Annotated in this window: 13 protein-coding genes; 6 read left to right on the top strand and 7 right to left on the bottom strand. The window is 50.9% G+C overall.

The window, feature by feature from the left end:
- Positions 1–28: 28 nt before the first annotated feature.
- The 5 genes from DFR42_RS18760 to DFR42_RS18740 form a co-directional block, all read right to left on the bottom strand.
- On the bottom strand, positions 29–430 hold the full coding sequence (locus DFR42_RS18760) for a YcfL family putative periplasmic lipoprotein (protein WP_110256547.1): 402 nt from the start codon (positions 428–430) through the stop codon (positions 29–31).
- Positions 431–524: 94 nt separating this feature from the next.
- On the bottom strand, positions 525–2036 hold the full coding sequence (locus tag DFR42_RS18755; protein WP_110256546.1) for a COG3014 family protein: 1512 nt from the start codon (positions 2034–2036) through the stop codon (positions 525–527).
- Between the two features lie 224 nt (positions 2037–2260).
- A complete protein-coding gene (locus DFR42_RS18750; protein WP_211324350.1) occupies positions 2261–3238 on the bottom strand; it encodes an alpha/beta hydrolase family protein in 978 nt (325 codons plus the stop codon).
- Positions 3235–3612 (bottom strand): hypothetical protein, encoded by a 378-nt coding sequence (locus DFR42_RS18745; RefSeq protein ID WP_211324349.1) that lies wholly within the window; start codon positions 3610–3612, stop codon positions 3235–3237. The genes DFR42_RS18750 and DFR42_RS18745 overlap by 4 nt, the downstream gene beginning before the upstream one ends.
- 65 nt (positions 3613–3677) lie before the next feature.
- Entirely contained in the window at positions 3678–4871 is a 1194-nt protein-coding gene (locus DFR42_RS18740) for a toxin-antitoxin system YwqK family antitoxin (protein WP_110256543.1), read from the bottom strand.
- A gap of 442 nt (positions 4872–5313) precedes the next feature.
- On the opposite strand from DFR42_RS18740, the gene DFR42_RS18735 reads away from it, so the two are divergent.
- The 4 genes from DFR42_RS18735 to DFR42_RS18720 all read left to right on the top strand — a co-directional run bounded on the left by DFR42_RS18735 (position 5314) and on the right by DFR42_RS18720 (position 11458).
- Complete coding sequence (locus tag DFR42_RS18735) at positions 5314–6450, top strand: DUF3466 family protein (protein WP_110256542.1); 1137 nt, start codon at positions 5314–5316, stop codon at positions 6448–6450.
- 240 nt (positions 6451–6690) lie between these two features.
- Positions 6691–9039 carry a Tex family protein gene (locus DFR42_RS18730; RefSeq protein WP_110256541.1) on the top strand — a complete coding sequence of 783 codons (2349 nt, stop codon included), beginning with the start codon at positions 6691–6693 and terminating at the stop codon, positions 9037–9039.
- A gap of 282 nt (positions 9040–9321) precedes the next feature.
- Positions 9322–10842, top strand: coding sequence for an aldehyde dehydrogenase (gene adh, locus DFR42_RS18725; RefSeq protein WP_110256540.1), 1521 nt, complete (start codon positions 9322–9324; stop codon positions 10840–10842).
- A 226-nt stretch (positions 10843–11068) separates the two neighbouring features.
- Positions 11069–11458, top strand: a complete 390-nt coding sequence (locus DFR42_RS18720; protein ID WP_110256539.1) for a DUF779 domain-containing protein — start codon at positions 11069–11071, stop codon at positions 11456–11458.
- Here the strand turns inward: DFR42_RS18720 and DFR42_RS18715 are convergent, their stop codons facing one another.
- A complete protein-coding gene (locus DFR42_RS18715) occupies positions 11459–13306 on the bottom strand; it encodes a sigma-54-dependent Fis family transcriptional regulator (protein ID WP_110256591.1) in 1848 nt (615 codons plus the stop codon).
- A 544-nt stretch (positions 13307–13850) separates the two neighbouring features.
- Between DFR42_RS18715 and grxD the strand changes: the two genes are divergently transcribed.
- Together grxD and DFR42_RS18705 are read left to right on the top strand one after the other, a co-directional pair.
- A complete protein-coding gene (gene grxD, locus DFR42_RS18710; RefSeq protein WP_110256538.1) occupies positions 13851–14162 on the top strand; it encodes a Grx4 family monothiol glutaredoxin in 312 nt (103 codons plus the stop codon).
- Positions 14163–14169: 7 nt separating this feature from the next.
- A complete protein-coding gene (locus DFR42_RS18705; protein WP_110256537.1) occupies positions 14170–14760 on the top strand; it encodes a UbiX family flavin prenyltransferase in 591 nt (196 codons plus the stop codon).
- Positions 14761–14942: 182 nt separating this feature from the next.
- Here DFR42_RS18705 and DFR42_RS18700 read toward each other — a convergent pair whose 3' ends face one another.
- Positions 14943–15785, bottom strand: coding sequence for a hypothetical protein (locus DFR42_RS18700; RefSeq protein ID WP_211324348.1), 843 nt, complete (start codon positions 15783–15785; stop codon positions 14943–14945).
- Between the last annotated feature and the right edge of the window lie 146 nt (positions 15786–15931).

Raw genomic sequence — 15931 nt, 5'->3', positions numbered from 1 at the left:
AAAATAATCTTGTTACTGTTGTTGTCGATCAGCGTGGCTCTGCACTCATTTCGATTTTGAAATCGGTCGCTTGTGGACCATAGGCCGTGCCTTTGATGAACTGGCTTTGCTGGCCCAGTATCATCAATGGTTTCCAGACTTCACCATCACCCACTTGCATGCCGGCAGCATCAGTCCAGCGGAAGCGATAATAAATACGGACATCGCGGTTAGTCAGATTGACAGTCTCGGCTTGCACCACCATGACATCATTCTTGCGCTGTGAACGCAGATCCGTCACTTGCACACCTTCAAGCGTGCCACGCACGATCAATTTGGCGGCTATACCAGGAGAAGATGCATTCGGTACAGGGTCAGCCATGGCTGGAGCGGTGATACAGGCGGCAACCAGGGCAGCGCATGCGGCAAATTGTTTGGAAATCTGTTTCATATATCCTCTAATATCAGTTGGATGTAGTGCTGGTGGTGCTGATGGTTCTATTGCTGCTGGTCGTACTATTTTTTACTATTTTGTACTGCTAATATTACTTTGTACCGCTGGTAGTAGTCGTACTGCTGGCGGTCGTCTTTGTTACGGTTTTTGCTTTTGCTGCAGGTTTTGCCTTGCCAGCTGGTTTTGGCGCTTCTGCTGCAGCGTCAGGTTCATTCTGCAATTGTGCCACAGGTGTCACACTACCGAATTTTGCCAGGTCACCCATGTAAGTCTTGTCCTGATAAATACGCACAGGCACGACCATGTAACGTCCATCGACCGTGATTTTGCTTGACTCACCACGATTGCCGAAGTTCAGGTCATAGTCGCCTGGAGGCAAAAATGCACGGGCAACGAATACGCGCTCAGGCAAAGTGCGCCACATGCGGTCATCTGCCGGGCTTTCAGTTGCGGCAACAGCCAGATTGGCTGCCAGGCCAGCGAGTGGACCAAAGTTTTTATTTACCTGATCTTGTACCAGGCCCTTGGTGACAGCGCGCACTGCTGCACGGGTATAGATACCTGGCAATTCATCTTTCAGAGCCTTACGTGCCATGACGTTGAAGTCAGTTACCAGCGCCGTAGGCAATACCTGGTTGCCGACACGGATACTATTGATGACTGGCGCATTCGGATCAGGATAGATGACCGGGAAAGCAAAGGAAATAGTCACCAGGCCACGACCTGTAGGTACAGGGAAGGCAATTTTCTTGGATTGACGTGCAGGTGAATTACCAGCTTCGATGACGAACAGCACATCAGTCACGCCTTTTTTGCGGCGGAAACTGGTACGCTGATCCAGGCCCTTCAAACCATCTTCCAGCACTGGCAAATCAGGACGCAATTCAATTGCCTTGCGATAGCCAGGTGCAGCCAGGCCAGGCTCATTCAGTGCCTCATAAACGAAGCCAGCCAGATAATGGCTGAGCGCATTTTGATAGCCGTTTTTGAGTTTCAGTACTTCCGGGTCATTCAGTGTTTCTACCGGATAACCATTTAATTCTTTGCCTGTAGAAGCCACACCCTTGTCCTTGGCTTCTTTTTCTGCTTCTGCGGTTTCCTTGGAACGGAACTCGGCAATGACGGCTTCGCGTTCATGGGTACGCTTGATATCGACGCGCGCAGTGTCGAGGTCACCCAGGTTCAGGCGGTCCATGGCCATGCGTGTGGTCAGCATGACTTTTTCGTAATCCTGGCCTTCGTAATCGCGGCTGGCATCACCCATGATGGTGGCACCGATCTGTCCCATCAGTTTTTGTGGGGAGGACTTCGCCGTTTCTTCCCAGATTTTCACCTTGGTATCGGCAACATCAAAAGCGTCCAGGCTTTCCTTGTAACGCTTGCCTATGCGCATCAATTCGCCTTTTTCCAGATTCAGCAGCAAGTCAGCTTTATTATTACCTTGCGTTTGCGCTTCAACCTGCTTGATGGCTTCATCAATCTGGCCGGATTTTGCCACTGAAAGAGAGGCAGCTACTTTGCTGTCATGTGTTTGCGTAGTCACGCAGCCTGTCAGCAGCAATGCAGCAACAAGAGGCGTGTAAGAAAGAGTCGAGAGGCGCATGGTTATCATTATGGAAGAGCAACAGTAAATGGAAATGCAAAACGCAGGCAGGGAATTATCCATACATACGCATAGCCAATAAGTATAGTAAGGCTTTGCATTTTTGTCATGGAATTAACTGCTACAAAATCGAAGTTCTTGTAACTAGTTGTAATGAATTAGCGGAAAAAGAATACTGTTTAGATATATATGCGCCGTAATGGACTTATTTTTATGACCTGTCATTATCGTCTGGCGTCCAGCAGCCAATTATCAATCTGATGCATAAAATCTGGCAAATAGTTTTTATCTTTGCTGCTGAGACTGTGACCTGCGTCAGGGAAACGACGTATATCGATGACTTTCCCGGCCGCCTGGAATTGCTGTTGCAAATGAGCAATGGATTTTTCTGGAATGACAGGGTCTGCCTCACCGACACCCAGCAATATCGGTATATCCAGCGCCAGCAAATTGGCGGTTTGCGGGATATGCGCTATTTCTGACCAATAACGCCAGCTACGGCCATGGATGCGCAAGCTATCGGGATCGCTTGCCGTGACGCTCAGACCATCCTGCAATTGCTGCCAGGCTGGCTGCATCGCTGGATTTTGCCTGGCCAATGCAGCGTAAACATCCAAGGCATTCATCCCTGCATGCGACAATAAAACCAGGTGGCTGGCATGCAATTGCTGCGCCAGTAGCGGTGCCAGCTCTGCTCCTTCGGATATGCCCATCATGATAAGGCGTTGCGGTTTTTGTGTCTGTGCTTGCAGCTTCGCAATTTGCGCGCGCATGAATTCCAGCTGGTCTGCCTGCCAGCGCGAAGGATGGTCAGCACGGATATAGTGCTCTCCGCATTTTGCGCCATTTGATCCCGGCAAGATGTGACGCTTGTGCAGAATAAAAATCCGGGTACGACCCGACTCACCCTCAAGACCAAAAAAATACTGCGGCAAAAACGGTCCCATGCTGACGCAATCTGAACCCGAAATCACAAAGAGCAGATTCGCCAGGGGCGTATCTGCATATCCTGATTGCCAGGGCTTTCTTTCCATTTCAAAATAAATCGCCTTGCCACCATCGCTGAACTGGAATTGATGCAAATGCACAGGCATGCTGTCACGACGCAGCTCTGCCACGCTGCAGGCGCTTAGCAAACAGCACAGCGCCAAGCTGGTGAGCGTGAAAAAGAACGTGGGAGAAAATTTGAGATTGAATTTCATGCCGAGCGAGCGATGAGCACACTGCAGGTCAGCAAAAGCAGGACTACGGGTGCCCAGATTCTGCGCTCCCATTTGCTGGGTGTGATGAGATTCAATATGCTGCTGATCGCCATGAAAACCACTACTGCCCAGATCGCCATGCGCGACCAGTCCAGATATTCCGGCAATAGCAGGCCAGCGCGAATAAAAATGATCAGCCCTGCCAAAGCCAGTAACACCAACTGAAACAGTGCTGCAATACGCAAACCTGAGGGTAGCGTGCCCGGATACCTGCCACCCATGGTCAGACTCCCCCACGGTGCACCGCACGCCAGACATAACTGAAACAGTGTCGCCAGCAGCAATAAAACACTGGCGACACTGACAAGCATCATCGTGTCCATCACTTATTGATCACTCAATAAGCGCACGGCAAGCTTGTCACGATGCAGGTTCTGCTTCATTTTGCAAATGCCTTGCGCGAACCATCTTCAAACACCTGATCATCCGCCAGCAGCTTGCCGCTCTCATCCCAGCTGCGTTCGCGCTGTATACGGCCGCGTTCATCATAATGCGATTCACGTACCAAGGTGCCATTTTGCGCAAAGCTCTGATGCACGCCAACAGGGCGTTCACGGTAACGGCCTTCGTAGACATAACGTTCAAGGCTGGACATCTTTCCGTTATCAAAGTAATTGCGTACTTCCTTGATATCATCCTTGCCTTCTATGGAGAATTTCTCACTGCGCTTGGCTTGCCCGTTCAAATAAAAACTGTTATCCGAAACCAGTCGGTTTTGACGGCGACCATCTTTGTCGGCAAAAGCAAAAAGCTGCTCACGGGTTTTTGAGCCACTCTCGTGATAATCGACTTCACGCTCGATGGCAATTGGTTTTTCTGTCACATTCCAGGCCAATTCCTTGCGCAGCACACCCTTGTCGGAATATTGCTTGCGCGTCTTTTGTTTGCCGTTGTTGACTTCTACTGTGTCAGGTTTGCCATTGTCATGGAAGTAGGTAGACTGCTGGCTGACACCCGCCAGAAAAGTGAACTGACTGCGCAAACGGCCACTGTCGGAAAACAATTGCACCTGCGATGGCTTGCCCTGGAAACCGCAGAGAGCAGCATCATTCGCATGCGGTGCCAGCAAGGCCTTGTCGCCACATTCGACTTCACTTAACTGCTTGTCCGGCGTGTAGCGAACAGACGCTTTTTCCTTGGGATTCTCGCCAATAAAAGCTACTTTTTTGAGTACGCCATTTGGATACCATTCGCGTATCAAGCCACGGGTACTGCCATTTTCATTATTTTCTTCGCGCAGCACTTGCCCGTTCGGTGCAAATTCGCGCAGTTTTCCGTGGGTATTGCCTCGCTCATTGACGCTGTACTCTTTCGTCAATACACCGTCATTGTAATAACGCACCACGCCTATATACACACCGGCCCGCAATTCCTGCTCACGCACCAGCTTGCCTGTATCCCTTTCCACGCATTTCATGATGCCAGTCTTGCCTGCCGTCGTGCTGCCATTGGCAGGGTTGACAGACTGCTTGTTGATTTCACAGTCTTCGACTGCCAGCGCAGAAGTACACCCTATTGCGGATATGAGCAAAACAAAAGCGCGCTGAGCGATATAGGCAGAATTATTTATCATTTTTTTCTCGATTACATATTTCAAAAGAATTCCATCATTCCTAACAAGGCATGATGAAGAAATTGACCATAAAGCTTGCGTCAATTTTTTCCCATCATATCAAGAACTTAAGAGGAAAAAATTTACTGTTATTACAGTGATAAATTTTTTTTAAGGAAAGCGAGCCAATTAAGCTGGGGATCAGGCATCAAAATCGCCTTTGCAGCAGCAATCATAAAAAAATGCATAAAAACAATGTTGAAAGAGTGAAAACAGATTTAATGATAATATTATCAAAGTCACCAGTTAATTGGAGGTGGGTGCGTATCCGCCCTCATCAAGCAATTAGGCCATGAGACTTTAGAAAACTGCTTGTCTGGCATCAATAACTCGAGCATGTTTTAACGGGCCTCGCTGACAAAACTTATTACTTTGATCAAAACAATACTTTGGAGTTTGTTGTATGTCCTCGAACGAAGTCAGTTTTCAAAAAACCTTGTACACCTACGCAGATCTGAGCACATTTGGCGGTCGCTATAGTTATGCCAATGCCATCAATAATTTTGGCGAAATGGTAGGTAACGACACCAAGAATGAATCCGGCAATTCGCAAAAATACGGTGCACCAACAAGCTACGCAGCGATCTGGAGCAATGCCTACTATGTACCCAAAACCACTTTGCTTGCAGAAGTCGATAGTCGCGCCTACGGTATCAACAACTTGTCGACCATCGTCGGCACTTCACTCAAAGAAGGGGTTGCTGGCTACCAGTTAGTTGCAACGGCCTGGCAAAATGGCGAAGCCCACTACCTGGAATCTTTGAGCAACGGTCAGTTCAAGAGTGTTGCCAAAAGCATTAATGATAAAGGCATCATCGTTGGTGACAGTTTTTCAGGTAACTCCTGGGATGAACATCACGCCACCTTGTGGAATGAAGCAGGTGCCATTGATCTGGGCACTCTGGGCGGCAAGGACAGTACAGCCAATGCCATCAATAATACAGGAGTCGTAGTGGGCTGGGCTTCCGGTGCCGAACTGGGTGACTATATGCACCCTGTCATGTGGGCAGAAGGAAAAATTATCAACCTGTCACCCACGCATCATGGTGTCGCAAGCAGTGTCAATGACAGCGGTATTGTTGTTGGCAGCATATTCGACGACGAGATGTATGCCCACCCCATGTTGTGGATCAATCAAAAAGAGATTGCCCTGCAAGCCAATGCGGGAGCGTATTGCTATGCAATTACAATCAATAACAAAAACCAGATCGTTGGTTCAGAAATCGCAAGCAACGGCGAATTTCATGCCTTGCTCTGGAATACGCCAGACAGTGCCCCAATAGATTTGAATCTCTATCTGGATCGTTCTCAGCTCGACGCGGGCTGGCGACTCGCAAGTGCCACGGATATCAATGAGCAGGGCTGGATAGTTGGTTCAGCCTTCAATAATATAACCTATGAGACGCATGCCTTCGTGCTTACAGCGAATGGCATCACAGGCTTGACTGGCCTTGCTCCTGCAGAGGTCGTGGCCCTTGCCGCTCCTGCCATTTCCGTTACACATGAGTCCAATGCAGATATCTGGACAGGCATTTATTAATGCTGGCAATCTCCGTGCAATAAAACAATAAAACTGCCCCTGCATTTGCTGCTGTATTTGCTCCTGTAAAGAAGCAAATGCAGCAACAAACACTGGAGCAGTTTTGCCATTTTTTCATCACATACCCGCAACTCCCCGCGACTAAGCCTAGTCTGTCGCCCCTGTCAAGACTGGCGCAAAGTCACAAATTGCGTATCATCTGCGCCTTGATTGCTTTTTTTATGTCTGGATTCTGGATTTATGTTGCCTTCGATTGAACAAAGACTTGCCGTAGAGCTGGCTGCCAAGCCGGTTCAGGTTGCCGCTGCTGTTGCCTTGCTGGATGAAGGTGCAACCGTCCCGTTTATCGCCCGTTACCGTAAAGAAGTGACCGGTGGCCTGGATGATATCCAGTTGCGCCTGCTGGAAGAGCGCCTGCGCTACCTTCGCGAACTGGAAGACCGCCGCACTGCCATCATCGCCTCGATAGAAGAACAGGGCAAGATGACACCGGTACTGCTGGATGCCATCACCCATGCCGAAGACAAGACCCGTCTCGAAGATTTGTACCTGCCATACAAACCCAAGCGCCGCACCAAGGCCCAGATCGCCGTTGAAGCTGGCTTGCTGCCACTGGCCGATGCCTTGCTGGCCGACCCCATGCTGAACCCGGATACTGAAGCTGCGAATTACCTGAAACCAGCCTTCACTACCGACAATGGCGACAACCCCGGTGTGCCAGATGCCAAAGCCGCTCTTGATGGCGCGCGCCAGATCCTGATGGAACGCTTTGCCGAAGACGCGACCCTGCTGCAAGCCCTGCGTGAATACCTGAATGATCACGGCATCGTGGAATCCAAGGTCGTTGCCGGCAAAGAAGAAGCCGGTGAAAAATTCGCCGATTATTTCGACTATTCAGAAACCCTGGGCACTATCCCTTCTCACCGCGCACTGGCACTGTTCCGTGGCCGCCGTGAAGAAATGCTGACCGTGACTTTGCGTCTCGACAGCGAAGAAGAAAAACCAAAATGGGATGCGCCGCTGAACCCTTGCGAAAGCCGCATCGCTGCCCGCTTTGGCGTCAGCCAGAAAGACCGCCCTGCCGACAAATGGCTGGTCGATACTGTGCGCTGGGCCTGGCGCGTCAAGGTCTTCATGCATCTCGATACTGAGTTGATGGGCAAGCTGCGCGAAACCGCAGAAATCGAAGCCATCAACGTATTCGCCCGCAACCTCAAAGCCCTGCTGCTGGCCGCCCCTGCTGGCCCACGCGCCACCATGGGTCTGGATCCTGGCCTGCGTACCGGCGTCAAGGTGGCGATCGTGGATGCGACAGGCAAAGTGGTTGAGCATGCGACTATCTATCCGCATCAACCGCGCAATGACTGGGATGGTTCCCTGCATGTATTGGCGCAACTGGCGGCCAAACACAATGTTTCGCTGATCTCTATCGGCAATGGTACGGCTTCGCGTGAAACCGACAAGCTGGCAGGCGATTTGATCAAGCTCAAGCCTGAACTCAAGCTGACCAAAATCGTCGTCTCTGAAGCTGGCGCATCGGTGTATTCCGCCTCTGAATTTGCCTCCAAAGAATTGCCTGATCTGGATGTGTCTATCCGCGGTGCGGTATCGATTGCACGCCGCCTGCAAGACCCACTGGCTGAGCTGGTAAAGATTGATCCCAAGTCCATCGGCGTTGGCCAGTACCAGCATGATGTCAGCCAGTCACAACTGGCGCGCTCACTTGATGCCGTGGTTGAAGATTGCGTGAATGCGGTTGGTGTTGATGTGAATACGGCTTCTGCACCTTTGCTGGCGCGCGTATCTGGCCTGTCATCCAGCGTGGCGCAAAGCATCGTCAATTTCCGCGATGCCAAGGGCATGTTCAACTCGCGTTCAGACTTGCGTGCAGTACCACGCCTGGGTGACAAGACTTTCGAGCAGGCAGCCGGTTTCTTGCGCATCATGAACGGTAGCAACCCGCTTGATGCATCGGCAGTCCACCCTGAGTCTTATCCACTCGTAGAAAAAATCCTGGCGGATATCAAGAAGGATGTGAAGGGCGTCATTGGCGACTCTGGCTTGCTGAAGTCTTTGAATCCAGCCAAATACGCCGATGAAAAATTTGGTGTGCCGACCATCACCGACATCATCGGTGAGCTGGAAAAACCAGGTCGCGACCCACGTCCAGAATTCACCACCGCCACCTTCAAGGACGGCGTGGAAGAAATCAAGGACTTGCGCCCTGACATGATTTTGGAAGGCGTAGTCACCAACGTTGCCGCCTTTGGCGCTTTCGTTGATATTGGTGTGCATCAGGATGGTCTGGTACATATCTCTGCCTTGTCGAATACCTTCGTCAAGGACCCGCATACAGTCGTCAAGGCTGGCCAGGTCGTTAAAGTGAAAGTGCTGGAAGTCGATGTCAAACGCCAGCGTATCGCCCTGACCATGCGCCTGAGCGATGCAGCACCTGTAGCAGGCAGCAAGCCTGAACAGCGTGGCGACCGTAACGACGCCAAGCGCCTAAATCAACACCGCTCACAAGCCCAGGCACCAGCACCTGCTGGTAATGCAATGGCAGCGGCGTTTGCGAAGTTGCGTGGGTAAGCAGTAATTAAGCAATAAGCTTGTTGATCAGACTGTCCCAAATTGTGACAGTCTGATCAGTGTTGCGAAATAATGTGACACTTGGACTGTCCACTGATCTCTTCTCAGCAAATCCTTCTTCAGCATCAGCAGTAAATTCCCCTCTGCACCCTTTCCATCTCCAGTCTGCACCTGCTGTATTTTTCCGCCAGGAAAATATTCCCGGCATGGCACGCCGTTTGCGTTGTTATCCCCGTGTCGCAGCTTATGCGCACCATCTAATAAACAACGGAGACCACCATCATGAACATGGCAGACATCAGCAAACTCGGTATCAGCAATCCCTTCGCCAAGCGCTACGACAATTTCATAGGCGGTAAATTTGTGGCCCCGGTCAAGGGTGAGTATTTCGAGAATATCAGCCCTGTCATCGGCCAGGCATTTTGCGAAGTGGCGCGTTCCACCGCAGAAGATGTGGAACTGGCACTCGATGCTGCGCATTCAGCCAAAGTAGCCTGGGGCAAGACTTCACCAGCCGAGCGCGCAAACATTCTCAACAAGATCGCTGACCGCATGGAAGCCAATCTGAGCCTGCTGGCGACTGCAGAGACCATAGACAATGGCAAACCCATACGCGAAACCATGGCGGCAGATATCCCGCTGGCGATAGATCACTTCCGTTATTTTGCCGGTTGCATACGTGCGCAGGAAGGTTCGGTTTCACAGATCGATGACCAGACTTATGCCTATCATTTTCATGAACCACTGGGCGTCGTCGGTCAGATCATTCCCTGGAATTTCCCTATCCTGATGGCAGTATGGAAAATGGCACCAGCCCTGGCGGCAGGCAATTGCATCGTCATGAAACCGGCAGAACAGACACCCGCCTCCATCATGGTACTGGTTGATCTGATCAAGGACCTGTTACCGCCTGGCGTCTTCAATGTCGTCAATGGCTTTGGCCTGGAAGCTGGCAAGCCACTGGCATCGAGCAAACGCATCGCCAAGATTGCCTTTACCGGTGAAACCGGCACTGGCCGTCTGATCATGCAATATGCATCGCAAAACCTGATTCCCGTGACTCTGGAACTCGGCGGTAAATCACCGAATATTTTCTTTGCCGATGTCATGGAAAAAGATGATGCCTTCTTTGACAAATGCCTGGAAGGCTTTGCCATGTTTGCGCTGAACCAGGGTGAAGTCTGCACCTGCCCTTCACGCGTGCTGATACAGGAATCCATCTACGACCAGTTCATGGCCAGAGCCATTAAACGTGTTGCCGCCATCAAACAGGGCAATCCACTGGACAGCGCCACCATGATAGGTGCACAGGCTTCGCAGGAACAACTGGAAAAAATCCTGTCTTACCTCGACATAGGCAAACAGGAAGGCGCGCAACTCCTGGCTGGTGGTGAAAGGAATGTACTCGAAGGCGACCTGGCCAAGGGTTACTACGTCAAACCAACCATCTTCCAGGGCCATAACAAGATGCGTATCTTCCAGGAAGAAATCTTTGGCCCAGTGGTGTCAGTGACTACCTTCAAGGATGAAGAAGATGCTATCGCTATAGCCAACGATACCCTGTACGGTCTGGGCGCTGGCCTGTGGACCCGCGACGGCTCCCGCGCCTTCCGCGTTGGCCGTGCTATCGAAGCTGGTCGCGTCTGGACCAATTGCTACCACCTGTATCCAGCGCATGCGGCATTTGGCGGTTACAAACAATCCGGCATAGGACGTGAAAATCACAAGATGATGCTGGATCACTATCAACAGACTAAAAACCTGCTGGTGAGTTATAACCCAAATGCGATGGGGTTCTTTTAGTAATCATTAAGGTCAAGACCTCTCAACACAGAGACACGGAGACACAGAGAAAGGCAAGAGAAAAACTGAAAGACCAAAACTTGCTTCTTCTCTTTATGCTTCATTCATAATTTGAACCACAGAGAAATTACAAAACAGACTTTGATCTTCTCCTGTTTTTCTCTGTGTCTCTGTGCCTCTGTGGTGAGCCTTTTGGTCTTTACGTAAAACAACCGAAACAAAAAAAATGACCACCACACCCGCCCGCGTCACCGCAACTCCTGCTGCACTGGAATTTATCAGCACGCTGCAAACCAAATATGGCCCACTATTATTTTTCCAGTCTGGCGGTTGCTGTGATGGCAGTTCACCGCTGTGTTATGCCCGGAATGAATACGGCATAGGCGATGCCGATGTGTATCTGGGTGATCTCAATGGTACACCGTTTTATATGGGCAGCGATCAGTTTGAATACTGGCGGCACACACAACTGATCATTGATGTCGTCAATGGCATGGGTGGCATGTTTTCACTCGACAATGGCACGGGCAAACGCTTCCTGACGCGCTCGCGCCTGTTTACTGATGAAGAAAATGATTTGCTGGGCACTGCGGTTTTGCACGGCCCGCAGGTTTGATCAGTCACACTTCAAAGCAGCCAGCTTGCGGTAAATAGTATTACGCGACACGCCCAGCGCCTTGGCTGCAGCAGTGACATTGCCCTGATGCTGTTGCAATGCCTGTTGTATCGCATCCATTTCCAGCGCATCCAGACTGGCTGGTGTTTGACTCAAGGCTATGGTGGCTGGCTTGAGAACCACGTCCATGTCTTCCAAAAAATCTTCAGGCAAATGTTCGAGACGGATTTCCATATCAGCGTCCGTCATGACGATGGCGGTGCGCAAGAGATTCGTCAATTGGCGGAAGTTACCCGGCCAGCCATGGGCATGGAATAACTGCATGACCGCAGGCGCAATCCTGTATAGCCTGCCTTCGCTTTCTGTCGCCAGGACTTTGGCTATGACGACATCAAGGTCTGTACGTTCACGCAGGGGCGGCAAACGCACTACCAGGCCATTCAGTCGGTAATACAGGTCATCACGGAATTCGCCTTTGCCTATCATCTCGCGCAGGTTGCGGTTGGTGGCGCAGATCAGTGCGAGGTTGACGGGGATGGATTTGCTGCTACCCAGCGGTGTCACCATTCGTTCCTGCAAGACCCGCAGCAAACGGGCTTGCAGATTCAGTGGCATATCGCCGATTTCATCGAGGAATAGCGTGCCGCCATTGGCCTGCAAGATCTTGCCGACATTGCCTTTCTTGCGTGCGCCAGTGAAAGCGCCATCTTCATAGCCGAACAGTTCTGATTCAATCAGGGTCTCTGGTATCGATGCACAATTCACGGCAACAAAGGGGCCGGATTTACGCGGTGAATCATTATGCACAGCCTGGGCCAGCAATTCCTTGCCTGTGCCGGTCTCACCCGTCACCAGTATCGAGATATCACGCCCTATGACACGTTTGAGTTTATCGATGGCGCGGGCAAGTTGCTCATCGCCGGTATCCAGATAATGCAGGCTCGATAGCTTGGGTTTGACTTCTGCCGCCTGCGGCTCACGTGCATTGTCCAGCACATGCCTGGCGCCAGTTGACTGACGCTTGAGACTCTGGCTTTTGGCATACACCCGCACACCATTGTGCAGGCACAGCGCCAGCAAACCCGGTGTCGCGGTGCGGTAGTGTTCATGCAAAGCTGATACAGGCAAACCAAACAGGGAACTGAAGGTATGCGTCAGCAAGGCAGATAGAGGCAAACCCAGCTGGAACAAGCCACTGCGGCTGGCAGATAAAAAACGACCATCATTGTCGAAACAGGCGATGCCCTCCATCAGGGTGCCCAAAAATTCCGGGCGGCTATGAAAACTGAGTTTGATGGCGTCCTGAAAAGAAGAGGCAAACAACTGGTTTTCTATCATCTGCGCCGACATGCGCACCAGAGCCATGGTGTGCTTGTGGAAATTATGCTGGTCACCGGTCACGTCCAGTACACCGATGACATTGCCCATGACATCAAAGATAGGTGCGGCTGAGCAAGTCAGAAAATTGTTAGCTTCAAGATAATGCTGGTCTGCATGGACGATGGTGGGTGTTTTTTCGGCAATGGCCGTGCCTATGGCATTGGTGCCCTTGCTGCGCTCAGACCAGGCGACGCCGGGGCTGAGTGCCACCCTGTCCGCCTTTTCCAGAAAATCCGCATCTCCCAGAGTATGAATGATGAGCCCGTTCACATCGGTCAGTATGACCATATTGTGCGTGTTGATTATTTGCTCATACAAATTTTCCATGACGGGCAAGGCATGCTGGTGCAAGACCCGGTTTTGCTCAAGCAGGGTCTTGAGATCGATCTTGCCCAGAGGGCCATAGTCTGGCGTTGCCGTGCGCGGCAAGCCATAGGCGGCGGAGCGTTCATGTGCCTGTTCTATCATCATGCGGGCAGACGAAGCAGAACTTATGCCAGGGCCAGGCTTTACTTGCCCGGAGGAAATTCCAGTGTCACGCATTTGCATACGGGTCTCCAGAGACATGGCCAATTTGTTTGGCTCTAAGGTCTTAATGTAACACTAGAACTCATTTCATAAATAGGATGAGTGCGAACAAGACGATTTGGGATGCAGTGCAAGGCGTGACGCACAGCTAAGGCGTCCGCCTTTGCAAGCGCGAGGTAACAAACTGCACGCAGCAATGCGCCCAAATCGTCAGTTCCCGAAGGGTTTGCCTCATAACGCGCGCTGGACTGCGTTGGACTCGTTGTCAATAGGCAAGCTATTGACTGCCTCGTCCGCCTTGCCAGCCCACGTTATGAGGCAAACGCATCTCACCCTATTTATGAAATGAGTTCTAATAGATTATCGCACCAGAAACCGCAAATTAATTTACCTTCACTTACCTGACCAGCGTCAAGCGACACTGGACGGGGCTTTCTACTATAATGCTGGAATTAGTCATAATTACTGATTTAGGAAGATAGCCATGAGCGACGTACAAAGCTGGATCAAAGAAACTGTTACTGCAAACCCTGTAGTGTTATTTATGAAGGGTACTGCCCAATTCCCGCAATGCGGCTTTTCTGGCCGTGCGATTCAACTGCTGAAAGCTTGTGGCGTGCAAAACATGGTCACTGTAAATGTGCTGGAAGACCCGGAAGTACGCCAGGGTATCAAGGATTTTTCCAACTGGCCTACCGTACCGCAGTTGTATGTCAAAGGCGAATTCGTTGGTGGTTCTGACATCATGAATGAAATGTTTGACAGCGGTGAGTTGCAAACCTTGCTGAAAGACTAAGCAAGGCATGACTGAAGCCGCAGCCCCCAAGCGCCTGATTGTTGCCATTACCGGTGCAACAGGTGCCATCTATGGTGTGCGGCTGCTGCAAGTCTTGCGAAATATTTCTGGAGTAGAAAGTCATTTGCTGATTTCAGAAGCAGGTGTACTGAACCTGCACCAGGAAATGGACTTGAAGCGTAAGGATGTAGAAGCACTGGCCGATGTTGTCCACAATGTCCGTGATGTCGGCGCCAGTATCGCCAGCGGTTCGTTCTTGTCAGACGGAATGGTCATCGCCCCCTGCTCGATGAAGACACTGGCAGCCGTGGCACATGGGCTGTCTGACAACCTCATCACCCGCGCTGCCGATGTAGTCTTGAAGGAACGCCGCCGCCTGGTTTTGATGGTGCGCGAAACGCCTTTCAACCTCGCGCACTTGCGCAATATGACAGCCGTCACAGAAATGGGCGGCATCATCTTCCCGCCCCTGCCTGGTTTTTACCACCGTCCGCAAAGCATAGAAGAGATGGTCGACCATACCCTTGGTCGCGTACTCGATATGTTTGCCTTGCCGCATGCATTGACTCCACGCTGGCAAGGCCTCAAAGACTCTTAGCGGATTTACACAAAACCGCCTCAGCTGCGTTGCAGCGACTAGCCGTACTAAAAAAGTACTACCTTCGTCGCTACGGTGTATTGGGGTTTCAGACAACACGTTGTCTGCCAACGTAACGAAGCTCTCTTGCAAGAGAGCTTACCTAAAGCGTTAGCCTTGCTGGGACAATTTTGTGTAAGTCCTTAGTACCTATCCATGATGAGCTGGGTCTTCAGCGAATCTTCTGCCACAAACCATCCACGCGAAATCAAATAAGCCTGCAATTCATCATGCTTGGCAGAGGCTGTTGCTTCGCTCTTGGTCTTGAACGAGGCTTCGACGATATAGTCAGTACCTGTGCCTGCCTGATTCAGGATGGGCCAGACTTCAATGTACAGCGTCATGCCACTCCAGGTGCCGACTGAGCGCTTGGCCAGTATCGGGCCATACTTGCGCGAGCTATCCAGCATGGCCGTGCCCCAACCGCTATACAGCCAGTTATTCAGCTTGCCGGGGATATTCTTTTTGAGCAGACTGCGAGCATCGCTTGCAGATGGCAAATCCATGCCGCTATAGCCAGATTTGCTGTCTTTCTTGCTGTTGGAAATGCTCAGAGTTTTCTTTTGATAACCCCATTCGATCTGGGCTTCATAGTTCTTTTCTGTAGAGTCAAAACCCTGGGCATTGGCGCGGTACAGGGCTTCAGTGATATTGCCATCGTCTATGGCATAACGCTTCTTGTAAGTCAGCTCGAAATCACTTTCACCTTCCGTCTTGCGTATGCGGGCTATCCAGGTATTGCCATAGATATCCTTGGCATTGGTATCCATGAACAGGATATTCATCTTGGTCACGGATGTTGGCATGTTGAAGGTATTGAGTACCGTACTCTTGAGTTTATGATCTGTATCCAGAACCACATTCGGGTTCATGAGTAATTTGACTTCATAGTCAGGGACCATATTGCCAGCGGCAATAGCATTAGCCAAAGGCAGCAACAAGCTCAGCGCAAGACCGCTTATGGTGCGTACAGCAAATTTCATCATGACAGGCACTCCATGGAAAAGGTGCGCACACTATAGTTGTCATTTATGACCTTGACATTACGACAGCAAATTGGTGGTGGTTATGCTGTCATTGCTGCGTCACATGCAGCTAGTACATTCGCGAGCAAGAATTTTCACGCAAATTT

Source organism: Undibacterium pigrum (genome assembly GCF_003201815.1).
GTDB classification, from domain to species: domain Bacteria; phylum Pseudomonadota; class Gammaproteobacteria; order Burkholderiales; family Burkholderiaceae_D; genus Undibacterium; species Undibacterium pigrum.
Note: the sequence above shows the minus strand (reverse complement) of the source record. Positions and strands in the feature narration are given on the sequence as shown.